Annotated in this window: 12 protein-coding genes; 5 read left to right on the top strand and 7 right to left on the bottom strand. The window is 55.1% G+C overall.

Going from position 1 to position 15,492, the window contains the following annotated elements:
* Positions 1-59 precede the first annotated feature (59 nt).
* On the top strand, positions 60-758 hold the full coding sequence (ypfH, locus tag OGV79_RS19945; RefSeq protein WP_012131307.1) for an esterase: 699 nt from the start codon (positions 60-62) through the stop codon (positions 756-758).
* 104 nt (positions 759-862) lie between these two features.
* Here the strand turns inward: ypfH and OGV79_RS19940 are convergent, their stop codons facing one another.
* From OGV79_RS19940 to OGV79_RS19930, 3 genes are read right to left on the bottom strand one after another with little or no spacing between them, the layout of a single operon-like run.
* Positions 863-1,063 carry a YpfN family protein gene (locus OGV79_RS19940; protein ID WP_012131308.1) on the bottom strand — a complete coding sequence of 67 codons (201 nt, stop codon included), beginning with the start codon at positions 1,061-1,063 and terminating at the stop codon, positions 863-865.
* Between the two features lie 27 nt (positions 1,064-1,090).
* Complete coding sequence (gene dapE / locus OGV79_RS19935) at positions 1,091-2,218, bottom strand: succinyl-diaminopimelate desuccinylase (RefSeq protein WP_012131309.1); 1,128 nt, start codon at positions 2,216-2,218, stop codon at positions 1,091-1,093.
* A gap of 3 nt (positions 2,219-2,221) precedes the next feature.
* Complete coding sequence (locus OGV79_RS19930) at positions 2,222-2,578, bottom strand: ArsC family reductase (RefSeq protein ID WP_012131310.1); 357 nt, start codon at positions 2,576-2,578, stop codon at positions 2,222-2,224.
* Between the two features lie 410 nt (positions 2,579-2,988).
* Between OGV79_RS19930 and ypfM the strand changes: the two genes are divergently transcribed.
* Positions 2,989-3,048: a protein YpfM gene (gene ypfM, locus OGV79_RS19925; RefSeq protein ID WP_001386977.1), complete on the top strand. Its 60-nt coding sequence runs from the start codon at positions 2,989-2,991 to the stop codon at positions 3,046-3,048.
* Between the two features lie 73 nt (positions 3,049-3,121).
* Here ypfM and acrD read toward each other — a convergent pair whose 3' ends face one another.
* Together acrD and narQ are read right to left on the bottom strand one after the other, a co-directional pair.
* Complete coding sequence (acrD, locus tag OGV79_RS19920) at positions 3,122-6,235, bottom strand: multidrug efflux RND transporter permease AcrD (RefSeq protein WP_012131312.1); 3,114 nt, start codon at positions 6,233-6,235, stop codon at positions 3,122-3,124.
* 185 nt (positions 6,236-6,420) lie between these two features.
* Positions 6,421-8,121, bottom strand: coding sequence for a nitrate/nitrite two-component system sensor histidine kinase NarQ (gene narQ / locus OGV79_RS19915; RefSeq protein WP_012131314.1), 1,701 nt, complete (start codon positions 8,119-8,121; stop codon positions 6,421-6,423).
* Positions 8,122-8,345: 224 nt separating this feature from the next.
* Between narQ and aegA the strand changes: the two genes are divergently transcribed.
* From aegA to OGV79_RS19900, 3 genes are all read left to right on the top strand, one after another.
* A complete protein-coding gene (aegA, locus tag OGV79_RS19910) occupies positions 8,346-10,319 on the top strand; it encodes a formate-dependent uric acid utilization protein AegA (RefSeq protein WP_286468825.1) in 1,974 nt (657 codons plus the stop codon).
* A 91-nt stretch (positions 10,320-10,410) separates the two neighbouring features.
* On the top strand, positions 10,411-10,986 hold the full coding sequence (gene nudK / locus OGV79_RS19905; RefSeq protein ID WP_049009707.1) for a GDP-mannose pyrophosphatase NudK: 576 nt from the start codon (positions 10,411-10,413) through the stop codon (positions 10,984-10,986).
* A 126-nt stretch (positions 10,987-11,112) separates the two neighbouring features.
* Entirely contained in the window at positions 11,113-12,156 is a 1,044-nt protein-coding gene (locus tag OGV79_RS19900) for a DUF1176 domain-containing protein (RefSeq protein ID WP_047462103.1), read from the top strand.
* A 102-nt stretch (positions 12,157-12,258) separates the two neighbouring features.
* Here the strand turns inward: OGV79_RS19900 and tkt are convergent, their stop codons facing one another.
* Both tkt and tal read right to left on the bottom strand, forming a co-directional pair.
* On the bottom strand, positions 12,259-14,253 hold the full coding sequence (tkt, locus tag OGV79_RS19895) for a transketolase (protein ID WP_012131322.1): 1,995 nt from the start codon (positions 14,251-14,253) through the stop codon (positions 12,259-12,261).
* A 20-nt stretch (positions 14,254-14,273) separates the two neighbouring features.
* Positions 14,274-15,224 (bottom strand): transaldolase, encoded by a 951-nt coding sequence (gene tal / locus OGV79_RS19890; RefSeq protein WP_104868368.1) that lies wholly within the window; start codon positions 15,222-15,224, stop codon positions 14,274-14,276.
* Positions 15,225-15,492: the final 268 nt, after the last annotated feature.

Here is a 15,492-nt window from a genome sequence, read left to right as displayed (position 1 = left end):
TGGCATGGTCATTGTGATTAAGCGGCGTAGAATCTGTTCTATCAGTTAAGGAGATCGCCATGAAACATGACCATTTTGTTGTTCAAAGCCCCGATAAACCCGCGAAACAACTGCTGTTGCTGTTTCATGGCGTGGGCGATAACCCGGTCTCAATGGGAGAAATTGGCTCCTGGTTCGCACCGTTATTTCCAGAGGCGCTGGTGGTCAGCATTGGCGGCGCGGAACCTTGTGGCCCGGCGCCTGGGCGTCAGTGGTTTTCGGTTCAGGATGTGACGGAAGAGAACCGCCAGGCGCGGGTTGATGCGATTATGCCGGTGTTTATCGAGACGGTTCGCTACTGGCAGAAACAGAGCGGCGTTGGGCCGGAGGCTACCGCGCTGATTGGGTTTTCGCAGGGGGCGATTATGTCTCTTGAAAGCATCAAAGCCGAGCCGGGTCTGGCATCGCGCGTGATTGCTTTCAACGGACGCTACGCCAGCTTGCCGGAAATCGCCACGACCGCCACAACGGTACATTTGATTCACGGCGGTGAAGACCGGGTGATTGAGTTATCTCATGCGGTTGCCGCACAGGAAGCGTTAGTCCGTGCCGGAGGCGATGTGACGCTGGATATCGTCGAGGATTTAGGCCATGCGATTGACGATCGCAGTATGCAGTTTGCGCTCGACCATTTGCGCTATACCGTGCCGAAACACTACTTTGATGAAGCGTTGAGCGGCGGTAAGCCGAATGATGATGATATTATCGAAATGATATAAGCCGGAACTGAACCGTAGGCCGGATAGGGCAAAGCCGCCATCCGGCATTCAGACGGTATGTTGCCTGATGGCGACACGCTTATCAGGCCTACAGGTTTATCTGACTATTTCTTTGGCTGATCTTTCTTCGGCCAGTCGTCGTCATCGTCCCACTTATCGTTAAAATCACGATGCGGGGGCAGCTCCGGTTTATTGGCGAGGAATTTTTTGTGATCGACCCGCTTGAGGTCTTTGATCACATTGATCAGTACACCCACCAAAAACACCAGCACCAGAATCCACCAATATTTTGCCAGCCAGTCCATGCTTATTTCCTCTTACAGGAACACGCGTCAGGCGACGAGTTGTTCCATAATACGTTGATACATGCGGGCAAGCAGTTGCAGATCGGCTGCATTAACACATTCATTAATTTTATGAATGGTGGCGTTGACCGGCCCGAGTTCGACTACCTGCGCCCCCATACGCGCAATAAAGCGCCCGTCGGACGTTCCACCCGTAGTGAGTAACTGCGGTTTTATCTCATTATAGTGCTCAATGGCATTCACCACCGCATCCACCAGCTTGCCGCGCGCCGTCAGGAACGGCTGGCCGGAAAGCCACCAGTCCACCGTGTAGCGTAATTGATGTTTATCCAGCAGCGCGTGAACGCGCTCTTTGAGAGTCTCATCGGTAAGCTCGGTGCTGAAGCGGAAATTGAACTGAATAAACAGCTCGCCCGGAATGACGTTATTGCTGCCGGTGCCAGCCTGAATGTTGGCAATCTGCATACTGGTTGCAGGGAAAAATTCATTTCCCTGATCCCACTCGATCGCCACCAGTTCATTCAGCATCGGCGCTGCGCGATGCACCGGGTTATCCGCCAGATGAGGATAAGCGACGTGCCCCTGCACACCGTGGATCGTCAGGTTACAGGTCAGCGACCCGCGACGACCATTCTTGACCACATCCCCGACGATTTCAGTGCTGGACGGTTCGCCGACCAGGCAATAATCCAGACGTTCGTTACGCGCCATCAGCGTTTCGACCACCTTCACGGTGCCGTTTTTCGCGCTGGCTTCTTCATCCGAGGTGATAAGGAACGCCAGACGCCCCTGATGATCTGGATGCTGGGCGACGAAACGTTCAGCCGCAACGACCATCGCCGCCAGAGAGCCTTTCATGTCTGCCGCACCACGGCCAAACAGCATTCCGTCGCGGATTGTCGGCTCAAAAGGCGGGTTGATCCAGCGATCGACATCACCCGCAGGTACGACATCGGTATGCCCGGCAAAGGCCAGCGTTTCGCCTTGTCCGCGCCATGCCCAAAAATTCTGTGTATCGCCAAAATCCATATGCTCAACGGTAAAACCGATTGCACGCAGGCGTTCAATCATTAACGCCTGGCATCCTGCGTCATCTGGACTCAGGGAAGGGCGGCGAATAAGCTGCTGTGTCAGCTCAATAACCGGGCACGACATAGACTACACCTCATCAAAAAACTGCTGATAACTGGATTCGCTAAAACCCAGCAGCATAGGCTTCCCGGTCGCGCAGAGCAATGGGCGTTTGATAATTGCTGGCATTTCAGTCATTAATGCTGCGGCGGACGCCGCATCCGTGATGCCGTTACGCGTGGCTTCATCAAGTTTACGCCATGTCGTTCCGCGCGTATTCAGCAGGGGTTGCCAGCCTGACTCCGCAATAAACGTATTCAATAACGCGGCATCGATTCCGTCTGCGCGGTAATCGTGAAAGCGGTAGTCAATACCGTGAGCCTCCAGCCAGCGTCGCGCCTTTTTAATCGTGTCACAATTTTTGATGCCGTAGACGGTGATCATGTTGAATCCTTTTACGCGAATTACGAATAATTAAGCAATATTATCGTGGTATCCGTCAGTGCGGAACTGCCATATACCGGTTATTTATCATGACATAATAAACGGTAAATATAACATTGTTGAACTCTTGTGAATAATAATTCTGAAATGTTGCTTAATAAGCATCTCATCGGGAAGTATAAATCCAGCGAACTGCAATAGGCTGTTTCTTAACTGAAATGAGCGCGGTTTTCAGAAGTGGATTAATGTTTCAAAATATTGCAGTAAGTCACATAAAATTTATGGTTACAGGGTCATAGTAATGCCATGAACCCCATTCACCGGAGGATGTAATCACTGCAATCGGTTAAATTATCTTCTCTTGAGGATAATGTTTTCGTAGAATAGCCATAATAATAAGAGAGGTTGTTATGATTGAACGTGAACTGGGGAACTGGAAAGATTTTATCGAAGTTATGCTTCGCAAATAAATTTCTGGAAGATATCCTGATCCTGAAAAGGATAAGAAAAAGGCGACTCAAAGTAAGTCGCCTTTTTTGTGCCTTATTCCGGCTTCGGTTTCAGCGGGAAGCGGCGACGCACCAGCACAAAGAACAGCGGTACGAAGTAAATCGCCAGGATGGTGGCGGAGATCATCCCGCCCATGACGCCTGTCCCGACGGCATGCTGGCTCCCGGAACCCGCCCCGTTGCTAATCGCCATCGGCAGCACCCCGAAAATAAAGGCCAGAGAGGTCATCAGAATTGGGCGTAAACGCTGGCGGCAGGCATGCAGCGTGGCATCCAGCAGATCGTGGCCTTTCTCGTTCATCTCATTGGCGAATTCGACAATCAGGATCGCGTTTTTCGCGGAAAGGCCGATCACCGTTAGCAACCCGACCTGGAAGTAAACGTCATTTTCCAGTCCGCGCATCCAGGTGGCGAGCAGCGCGCCAATGACGCCCAGCGGCACCACCAGCATAACCGAGAACGGCACCGACCAGCTTTCATACAGCGCGGCCAGACACAGGAAAACGACCAGCAGCGAAATGGCGTACAGCGCAGGCGCCTGCGCGCCAGAGAGGCGTTCCTGATAAGACATCGCCGTCCATTCAAGCCCAAACCCCGTTGGCAACTGGCGAACCAGCGACTCCATTACATCCATTGCCGTACCGGTACTGACGCCAGGCGCCGCTTCGCCGACAATCTCGACCGCCGAGTAGCCGTTATAGCGCTCCAGACGCGGAGAGCCCGTTTCCCAGCGTGACGTCGCAAAGGCGGAGAAAGGCACCATGCCGCCGTCTTTATTACGCACATACCAGAGATTGATATCGTCCGGCAGCATGCGGTATTTCGCCGCCGCCTGTACATAGACCTTCTTCACGCGACCCCGGTCCATAAAGTCATTGACGTAACTGGAGCCCCATGCGGTTTGCAGCGTGTCATTGATGTCGTCGATAGAGACGCCCAGCGCCTGGGCTTTGCGCTGATCGATATCAATTTGCAACTGCGGACTGTCGTCCAGACCATTGTGACGCACGCGGGTCAGCGCACTGTCCTGCGCCGCCAGCTCAATCAACCGATCGCGCGCGGCCATTAAGGCATCGTGACCGGCGCCCGCATGGTCCTGAAGTTCCATATCAAACCCTGCGGAACTGCCCAGACCGCTGATTGCCGGTGGACTGCTGGCGTAAACGCGCGCTTCTTTAATCTTGTTAAAGGCTTTCGTGGCGCGTTCAATAATGGCAAACGAGGTGCCGGTTGTGGCGTTGCGTTCGTCCCAGTCTTTTAAGCGGACAAACATGCGCGCCACGTTTTGACCGTTCCCGCCAGGCCCCGATCCCACCGTCGAGAAGACGGACATGACGTTGTCTTTCTCCTGGGTGAAGTAATATTTTTCAACTTCCTGCACCACTTTTAAGGTCTGCTGCTGCGTGGAGCCGCTTGGCAACTGTACCGAGGTAATAAACATCCCGCGATCTTCCTGCGGCAAGAAGGAGGTCGGCAGACGCAGGAACAGCACCACCATCGCGCCGAGCAACAGAACGTAGATCAGTATCCAGCGCAGGCTGCGATGCAGGATCTTCGCAACGCCTTTCTCGTAGCGTTCAGCGTTGCGGTTGAACGTCCGGTTAAACCAGCCGAAGAAGCCTTTCTGTCCGTGATGTTCGCCTTTGTGCAGGGGTTTTAGCAGCGTGGCGCACAGGGCGGGCGTCAGGATCATCGCCACCAGCACGGAGAGCACCATCGCGGCGACAATCGTGATGGAGAACTGGCGATAGATAGCCCCGGTCGTACCGCCAAAGAAAGCCATCGGCACAAATACGGCTGACAGCACCATCGCGATACCGACCAGCGCCCCTTGTATCTGCCCCATCGATTTTCTGGTGGCTTCGCGCGGCGAGAGACCTTCCTCGCTCATGATGCGCTCGACGTTTTCCACCACCACGATGGCGTCATCGACCAGCAGGCCGATCGCCAGCACCATCGCGAACATCGTCAGCGTGTTAATGCTGTAGTCGAAGGCATACAGGACGGAGAACGTCCCCATCAATACCACCGGTACGGCGATAGTGGGGATCAGCGTGGCGCGGAAGTTTTGCAGGAACAGGTACATCACCAGGAACACCAGCGCGATGGCTTCCAGCAGGGTTTTCACCACATCGATAATCGAGGCTTTGACGAAGGAGGTGGTTTCATACGCCACCTTATACTCCAGACCGTGCGGGAAGTATTCGGCCAGCTCGTCCAGGCGGTTAAGCACCAGTTTGGCGGTTTCCATTTCGTTGGCGCCAGAGGCCAGTTTGACCCCCAGACCGGAGGCCGGATTACCGTTGAAGCGGCTGAGATAATCATATTTTTCAGCGCCCATTTCGACGGTCGCCACATCGCCCAGCTTGACCTCTGAACCGTCCTGGTTTACGCGCAGCGTGATATCACGAAACTGCTCGGGCGTTTGCAGCAGCGACTGGGCGTTGATTGTCGCATTGAGCGCCTGCCTGTCGACCGAAGGCGTGCCGCCAAGCTGCCCGACGGCAATTTGCGCGTTCTGTGATTCGATGGCATCCGTGACATCTTTCGCGGTCATCTGGTAGCTGTTGAGTTTGGCCGGGTCCAGCCAGATACGCATCGAATATTGCGAACCGTAGGCATCGATATCCCCCACGCCGTTTACGCGGCTGAGCGGGTCCTGGATATTACTGGCGACATAGTCGGCGATGTCCTGTTTATCCATTGAACCGTCGGTGGAGACAAACGCAATGGTCAGGATGTTGGTGTCCCCGGTTTTACGGACCGTGACGCCCTGGTTCTGTACCGCCTGCGGCAATTTACGCATTGCCGATTGCAGCTGGTTTTGTACCTGCTGGACGGCTTCATCGGGGTCGGTTCCGGCCACAAAACTGAGCGTCACCGTTGCCTGGCCCGTCCCGCTGCTTTGCGACGACATATACATCAGATTATCGAGGCCGGTCATATTCTGTTCGATAACCTGAGTGACGGTATTTTCCAGCGTCTGCGCGGATGCCCCCGGATAATTCGCGGTAATACGGACGTTTGGCGGCGCCAGGTCGGGGTATTGCTCTACGGGCAAAGAGAGAATGGCCAGGGTGCCCGTCAGACACAACAGGATTGCCAGCACCCAGGCAAAAATGGGGCGATCGATAAAGAAATTCGCCATTAAAGGAGGACCTCGTGTTTCTGCGTATAATTATTGGGTATGACCTGCTTCACTGTAGCGGCAAGGTACGTGTCAAACGTGGAGAAAAAAAGAAGATAATGTAAATTATCATGCACGTTTACAGCATACATTTTGTGCCAGTGCCGCCCTGTCTGTATTCCCGCCGTGCGGTGCTTTGCCGTTCTTTACGCTAATTGACCCTCTTCATCTTCCGATGAGCGAAAACTGATGCTGACCAGCGTCCCGCCCCCTGACGGTTGCGAGAAATTCAGCGTGCCGCTAAGTCTTTCCGCACGCTCGCGCATAATGTTCAGACCGTAGTGTCCCGTTGGTTCGTTCGGTTCGCCAATACCGACGCCGTTATCCCGAATATAGACCGTATGGTTGCCATCAGGGGCGGTGACGCAGCTAACGGCGATCTCCGTGGCGCTGGCGTGTTTAATCGCATTCAGCACCGCCTCGCGAACGATTTGTAGCAGATGCACCTGCATTTGCGCATCCAGCGCCAGCGTCGGTAAACGGCAATCCAGCGTCAGTTTCGCAGAGGTCTGGCTTTGCAGGGTATCCAGCATTTCATGCAGCGCAGAAGGTAAGTCGGCCTGCTGTAACGTCAGGCGGAAGGTGGTCAGCAGCTCGCGCAACTGACGATAAGCGTCGTTCAGCGCCCGGGAGAAATCCGCCATGATGCTTTGCGCGGGGAGGTTATCTTCTGGAATTGAGCGCTTCAGCAGCGTCAACTGAATGCGCAAATAGGAGAGCACCTGCGCCAGTGAGTCATGCAGCTCGCGGGCGATAGTCGCGCGCTCCTCCATCAGCAGCAGTTGCTGGAAATGTTTTTGCGCCTGATTAAAGTACAAACCGCGCCCCAGCATGGTCGATACGCTGTGCAGCAGCGGGGTGGAGGCGCTGACGTTGGGGCTTTGCCAGTGCAGTTCGCCGTAGACCGTTTCCTGCATCGTGACCGGCAGAATCTGCATGGGCAAATCAGCGCTTTCCGCTCCTTCGCTGATCCGCCAGTTATCGCCCACGGTTAATTCCAGATAGTACGCGGCGTCATGTTCGCGGACGATCTGTAAAATATGGCGGAAACAGTGAACGTCGATTTGGCTGGTATTGAGCGCCTGTGAGCACTGGTACAGCACTTCCAGACGGCGGTTGGCTTCGTGCAGATCGTGGGTTTTTTCTTCTACCGAAGCCTCGAGAGAGCGGTACAGCTTATGCAGCTCGCTCGACATCTGGCTAAACGTTTTGGCCAGCAGCCCCAGCTCATTCGGCAAGTGGGTATTCAGCGGCGGGATGTCGAACTGACCATGTTCAATGTGCTGGCTGGCGGCGACCAGTTGGTTAAGCGGCTGGACTACCTGCTGGCGAATGCGCCGCAGGGTGAAAAAGACCAGCGTGAAGATCCCGATGCCGCCCGCCAGCGATATGCCGACCACCAGCATCACCTTGCGCTCGGCATAGTGTTGCAGCGCCAGAACGAAGAGATCAATCTGATCGACATAGTTATTAATATTGGCGCGATACCACTTTATATCCGCATCCACCAGTCTCGTGTTCATCTCCAGCCAGTTCGCATGCAGTTGCCCGTAACGGCTTTTAACCGTCTGCGGAACGTACCAGGCGTTCAGGTTACTTAACGCGGGAGAGTTGAGCGCTTGCTGAAAAAGCTGACGGTGCGCGTTCAATTGCGAACTGCCGCTTTGCAGATCGTAACCCAGTCGGTAGCTCTGCATACGCAGTGAACCGGCCACGTTAATGGCCTCGGCATCCCGCAAACTGCTCGCCAGCGTCAGCAGGGCGATACCGGTTGAGAGAATCGACAGCAGCACAATGTAAAAAAAGGCCCGGGCCAGGCTGGCCGAGACAGGGCGTTTGACGACCACGCGCGTAATCCCCGAAAAATATGCTCACAGTGAACGGATAAATATTGGCATTGGCAAGTGTAACTGAAACGCAATTTCACCAGCGATGAAATAAATTGATCTGCCACAGGTTCTGGATAAATAGTTGTGCGTCCTGGGCAAATGAACATTGCCGACCCCTTCGGCGTCGGTTAATAACATTCATATAAAGAATAAGGTTTTTGCCACCAAAACAGAAGGACGCCATGAATCGTTTTATTATGGCCAATAGCCAACAGTGCCTGGGATGCCATGCCTGTGAGGTCGCTTGCGTAATGGCCCACAATGATGAGCAACACGTACTGCATCAGCGGCATTTTCAGCCCCGAATTACGGTGATCAAACATCAGCATCAGCGCAGCGCGGTAACCTGCCACCACTGCGAGGATGCGCCTTGCGCCCGGAGTTGCCCAAATGGCGCAATCCGTCATGTCAAAGACAGCGTTCAGGTCAACCAGCAAAAATGTATCGGCTGTAAATCCTGCGTGGTTGCCTGTCCCTTCGGCACAATGCAGATAATCCTCACGCCAACAGGCCAGGATCAGGTCAAAGCCACGGCGCACAAATGCGATTTGTGTCTGGATCGCGAAGGCGGCCCGGCCTGTGTTGAAAACTGCCCGGCAGATGCGTTGCAATTGGTAACGGAGGCGTCGTTGACCCGGCTGTCGAAAGCGCGGCGTCTGCGCACCGCGCGTCAGGAAAATCAGCCCTGGCATGTCTGTGCGACGGGAGTCACTCCTGGTGAGCTCAATAAAGTCGAACAGATGCGGGCGACGCCCCCACGCGGCGAGCCGGATAAGCTGGCGATTGACGCGCGAAAAACCAGCTTTGATGAAATCTACCTGCCGTTTCGTACCGCGCAGGCTGAACGCGAAGCGGCCCGCTGCCTGAAGTGCGGTGAACACAGTATCTGCGAGTGGACGTGCCCGCTGCACAACCATATTCCGCAGTGGATTGAGCTGGTAAAAGCAGGAAACATTGACGATGCGGTGGCACTGTCGCACCAGACTAACTGCCTGCCGGAAATTACCGGGCGCGTATGCCCGCAGGACAGGCTGTGCGAAGGCGCCTGTACGGTGCGCGATGAGTATGGCGCGGTGACGATCGGCAATATTGAACGCTACATTTCCGACCGGGCGCTGGACAAAGGCTGGCGGCCAGACCTGAGCGGCGTGCAGCAGCAGGATAAACGCGTGGCGATTATTGGCGCGGGTCCGGCCGGGCTGGCCTGCGCGGATGTGCTGGCGCGTCATGGCGTGAGCACGACTGTGTTCGATCGCCACCCTGAAATTGGCGGCCTGCTGACCTTTGGCATTCCCTCTTTTAAGCTGGATAAATCACTGCTGGCGCGCCGTCGCGAAATCTTCAGCGCGATGGGAATTCATTTTGAACTGAACTGCGAAGTCGGCAAAGACGTCAGGCTGGCGTCGCTGCTGGATGAGTACGATGCGGTTTTTGTCGGCGTCGGCACATACCGTTCCATGAAGGCCGACCTGCCAAACGAAGATGCGCCGGGCGTATATGATGCGCTGCCGTTCCTGATTGCCAACACGAAACAGGTTATGGGGCTGGATGAATTGCCTGACGAACCTTTTATCGACACCGCCGGGCTTAATGTTGTGGTGCTGGGCGGCGGCGATACCGCGATGGACTGCGTGCGTACCGCGCTGCGTCATGGCGCAAGCCAGGTGACCTGCGCATATCGTCGCGACGAGGCAAATATGCCGGGGTCGAAAAAAGAGGTAAAAAACGCGCGGGAAGAGGGGGCGCACTTTGAATTTAACGTACAACCGATTGAGCTGGTGCTGAATGCCGACGGTTGCGTCAGCGGCGTGCGTTTTTTACGTACTCAGCTTGGCGAACCCGATGCGCAGGGGCGTCGCCGCCCGATGCCCATCGCGGGCAGCGAGTTTGTCATGCCCGCTGATGCGGTAATTATGGCATTTGGTTTTCATCCGCATGGTATGCCGTGGCTGGAGGCGCACGGTGTGAAAGTGGATGACTGGGGGCGCATTGCGGCAAATGTCGAAAGCGCGTTCCGTTACCAGACCAGTAATCCTAAAATCTTCGCGGGCGGTGATGCCGTGCGCGGCGCCGATCTGGTGGTGACGGCGATGGTGGAAGGGCGTCACGCCGCGCAGGGGATTATTCAGTGGCTGGGGATCATGCAAACCGGATAAGTCTCCATTCGGCGTGAGCAGCATGATAGCGCGCAGACAAAACCGGCCTTGCGGCGTAAGATTACCTGTCTTCTTACGCTGTGGAGCCGGTATGTCGCAAAAAATTACTCTCATCAAAGACAAAGTTCTCTCTGATAACTACTTTATCCTGCGCAATATTACCTACGATCTGACCCGTAAAAATGGCGATGTGATTCGCCATAAGCGCGAGGTTTACGATCGCGGCAATGGCGCAACGATCCTGCTGTATAACCGTGAAAAGCAGACCGTGGTGCTCATCCGCCAGTTTCGCGTTGCCACCTGGGTGAACGGCAATGAAAGCGGCCAGTTGATAGAAACCTGCGCCGGGCTGCTGGATAACGACGAGCCGGAAGCGTGCATTCGCAAAGAAGCGATTGAAGAGACCGGCTATGAAGTGGGTGAGGTGCGTAAACTGTTTGAGTTATATATGTCGCCTGGCGGCGTGACGGAACTGATTCACTTCTTCATTGCAGAATACAGCGACAGCCAGCGGGCAAACGCAGGCGGCGGTGTGGAAGATGAAGATATTGAGGTACTGGAACTGCCATTAACACAGGCGCTGGCGATGATCAAAACCGGTGAGATACGAGACGGTAAGACCGTGTTATTGCTCAATTATTTGCATTCTTCCTCGCTAATGGATTGATAAATAAGGTTTATATTTCTTTACATAATGATGCCGCTATCCGACAAATCTGATTGAGCCACAGGAGTCGCGCAAGGAAGATACCGCCTAAAGCCGTTTCGTTTTTCTTCTGGGGTTGTACCGTCCATGCGCAATCGCGTTATTTTCGTTTTCCTGCTCGGCCTGCTGCCGACGTCGCTGACGTGGGCGGCGCCAGCGCAGCAGACTTTTTCTGACTGGCAGGTCACCTGTAACAATCAGAACTTTTGCGTGGCGCGTAATACCGGCGAACATCGCGGGCTGGTGATGACGTTAAGCCGCAGCGCCGGGGCGCATACCGATGCGGTACTTCGCATTGATTTGGGGGGGCTGACCTCGCCCGGTGCGAAAGAGGCGGAGATTGCGCCGCGTCTGCTGCTGGATGAAAAACCGCTGCCGCTAAATGCCGGGCAATGGCGTATCACGCCCTGGCATCTGATGACGGACGACACCGCCACCATTGCCGCGTTTTTACAGACCATTCAGGAAGCCCAGGCGATTACCCTGAAAAAGGGAAAACAGACGATTTCTCTGGTGGGGCTTAAAGCTGCGCTGTTGTTTATCGACGCACAGCAAAAACGCGTTGGCAGCGAAACGGCGTGGATTGATAAAGGGAATGATCCGCCGCTCAGCGTGCCGCCCGCGCCAGCGCTGAAAGGCGTGGCTATCGTCAACCCAACGCCGACGCCGCTCTCTTATGATGAACGCAACGATCTGCTGGATTACGGTAACTGGCGGATGAACAGTATTCACTGCTCGCTTGACCCGATGCGCCGGGAAGTGCGCGTCGCGGCCCTGACCGATGACAAAGCCCTGCTGATGATCGGTTGCGAAGCCGGAGCCTATAATACGGTCGATCTCGCGTGGATTGTCTCACGCAAAAAACCATTCGCCTCCCGCGCTGTACGGTTGCGTTTGCCCTTTAACTCCGGGGCTGAAAGCAATGATATGGAGCTGATGAACGCGGTTTTTGACGAGAAATCCCGGGAATTAATCACGCTGGCAAAAGGGCGTGGGTTGGCCGATTGCGGTATCCAGACGCGCTGGCGTTTTGACGGCCAGCGTTTTCGTCTGGTGCGTTATGCCGAAGAGCCAAGCTGCGATAACTGGCATGGGCCAGATGCCTGGCCCACGTTGTGGATCACACGTTAGGGGCGCCCGGTGGCGCTAACGCTTACCGGGCCTACGGGCCATTTTGTAGGCCGGATAAGACGCATCGCGTCGCCATCCGGCTTCCGACCCACTCATCCATTTTCACGCTTTAAGCACCTTATGCGCTTTTTCGACGATATTCTCGACCGTAAAGCCGAAATAAGGGAACAGTTTTTCGGCCGGGGCCGATTCGCCATATCCCGTCATCCCGACAATCGCGCCTTTCAGCCCGACATATTTGTACCAGTAGTCGGCAATGCCTGCCTCAATCGCCACGCGAGCGGCAACGTTCGACGGCAGCACGGATTCGCGATACGCCTCATCCTGAGCATCAAAAATATCCGTCGAAGGCAGGGACACCACCCGGACGTTATGGCCTTCTCCGGTTAGCTTTTCCGCCGCCAGCAGAGTGATTTCCATTTCAGACCCGGTAGCAATCAGGATTACATCCGGCTTACCGCCGCTGTCTTTCAGCACATAACCACCACGGGCGATCTCCTTCACCTGCTCCGGGGTACGCTCCACCTGCGCCAGATTCTGCCTTGAGAGAATCAGCGCCGTCGGGCCGGTATGGCGCTCAACCGCCAGCTTCCAGCCGACTGCCGCCTCAACCTGATCGCACGGACGCCAGGTGCTGAAATTTGGCGTCAGACGCAGGCTGGCCAGTTGCTCCACGGCCTGGTGCGTCGGCCCATCTTCACCCAGCCCGATAGAGTCGTGGGTATAAACCATGATCTGCCGGGCTTTCATCAACGCCGCCATTCGCGCCGCGTTACGGGCGTATTCCACAAACATCAGGAAGGTCGCGGTGTAAGGCACGAATCCGCCGTGGTGGGCAATGCCGTTGGCAATGGCCGTCATACCAAATTCGCGCACGCCGTAGTGAATGTAATTCCCGGCCGGATCTTCTTTCAGCGACGTCGAACCTTTCCAGATAGTCAGGTTACTGGGCGCGAGATCCGCCGAGCCGCCGAGCAGTTCCGGCAGTATTGGGCCGTAGGCGTTCAGCGTATTTTGCGATGCCTTGCGGGTGGCGATTTTGGCCGGGTTGGCCTGCAATTCAGCAATGTATTTTCGCGTCGTGGTTTCCCAGGACTCTGGCAACTCGCCGCGCATTCGTCGGGTAAACGCTCTTGCCAGATCGGGATACGCTTTCTGATACGCCGCGAACTTCTCCTGCCATGCCTGCTGCGCTTTTTCACCTTTTTCACGCGCATCCCAGGCACGGTAAATCTCTTTCGGGATCTCAAAAGCAGGGTGATGCCAGCCCAGTTTCTGGCGGGTCAGCGCCACCTCTTCTTCTCCCAGCGCCGCGCCGTGAGACTCCTCTTTCCCGGCTTTATTCGGTGAGCCGAAGCCGATTACCGTCCGGCAAATAATCAACGACGGTTTGTCTTTCACACTCTGCGCTTCAAGAATCGCTTTCTTCACGGCTTCGGGATCGTGTCCGTCGATCTCATGCACTACATGCCAGTGATACGCTTCGAACCGTTTGGCGGTATCGTCGGTAAACCAGCCTTCGGTTTCGCCATCAATTGAGATGCCGTTGTGATCGTAGAAGCCGATTAGCTTGCCCAGCCCCAGCGTACCCGCCAGCGAGCAGACTTCGTGCGAAATCCCCTCCATCAGGCAGCCATCGCCCATAAAGACATACGTGTAGTGATCGACGATGTCATGATCGGGCTGATTAAACTGCGCGGCCAGCGTGCGTTCGGCAATCGCCAGACCGACGGCATTCGCCAGTCCCTGACCTAATGGCCCGGTGGTGGTTTCAACGCCTGGCGTATAGCCGATTTCCGGGTGTCCCGGCGTTTTTGAATGGAGCTGACGGAAGTTTTTCAGCTCCTCGATTGGCAGATCGTAGCCGGTCAGGTGCAGCAGGCTGTAGAGCAGCATTGACGCGTGGCCGTTGGAAAGAATAAAGCGATCGCGGTCATACCAGGTGGGGTCGGTCGGGTTGTGGCGGAGAAAATCATTCCACAGCACTTCGGCAATATCCGCCATGCCCATCGGCGCGCCGGGATGACCGGAATTGGCTTTTTGTACGGCATCCATACTGAGCGCACGAATGGCATTGGCAAGGTCTTTTCGGGACATAAATCACTCCGTGGCAAGGTTTACAGTTTGGCGGCGAGCAGGTCTTCCAGTTTGCGTTGGTCAACGGCGAACAGGCGGATACCTTCCGACAGTTTCTCAACGGCCATCGCGTCCTGATTATGTTCCCAGCGGAATTCCGCTTCGGTCATCGGGGTCGGGCGATGGAACGTCTGCGATGACGGCACCAGTTTGCGGATCACCGGCTCTTCTTTTTCTTGTAGCGCTTTCAGTAGGTTGGGAGAAATGGTCAGGCGGTCGCAGCCTGTCAGCGCCAGGATTTGCTCGGTGCGACGGAAACTGGCCCCCATGACGATGGTTTCGTAGCGGTGACGTTTGAAGTAGTCATAGATATTACGTACCGATTTCACCCCCGGATCTTCTTCCACGACGTAGGGGTCCATCGGGCTGTGCGCCTGATACCAGTCATAGATACGCCCGACAAACGGCGAAACCAGAAAAACGCCCGCTTCCGCGCAGGCGCGCGCCTGTGCAAAAGAGAACAGCAGCGTCAGGTTACAGTTGATGCCTTCTTTCTCCAGCTCTTCCGCCGCCCGTATCCCTTCCCAGGTTGACGCGAGCTTAATTAAAATGCGCGATTTTTCCACGCCCTGCTGCTGGTAGAGGTCAACCAGGTGGCGGGCCTTCTGCATACTTTTTTCTTTATCGAAGGATAAGCGCGCGTCCACTTCCGTAGAGACCCGTCCGGGGACGATTTTCAGAATTTCCGCACCGAAATTGACGGCCAGTTTATCGCTGGCCTCGGCGACCTGTTGCTCCTGGGTTTTACCGCGTTTCTTGCCCCAGGCGATCGCGTCATCAATCAAATGGCTGTATTGCGCAAGGCCAGCCGCTTTTAGCAGCAGCGAGGGATTGGTGGTGGCGTCCTGAGGCTGATAATGGCGAATGGATTCGATATCGCCGCTGTCTGCCACGACAGTGGTGAATTGTTTGATGCCGTCTAACTGGTTCATAGGAAATACTCCTTGAAAAGTAAAGCGTTAGGTGAGTGCGTTGATTCACACTTCTGAGAAATTCATGCAGTACACAACAAAAAAGCATAGCAGACAGGCATGGTAATGCGGGTTTAAGCGGGTAACATGGATGCTATAAATTGATAACAAATTCTTTCTTTGAGTAGTGAGAGTATGGCTACCTTCAAAGTTTATGCCGCGCAGGGAGGTGATAATGTGCGGCGCACCAGAGGTTACCCGCGCCACTTTTTTGATCGATACGTGAAAG

It is taken from the genome of Citrobacter sp. CK185 (genome assembly GCF_030333565.1).
Taxonomy (GTDB): Bacteria; Pseudomonadota; Gammaproteobacteria; order Enterobacterales; family Enterobacteriaceae; genus Citrobacter_B; species Citrobacter_B koseri.
This window is presented reverse-complemented; position numbering and strand designations above follow the sequence as displayed.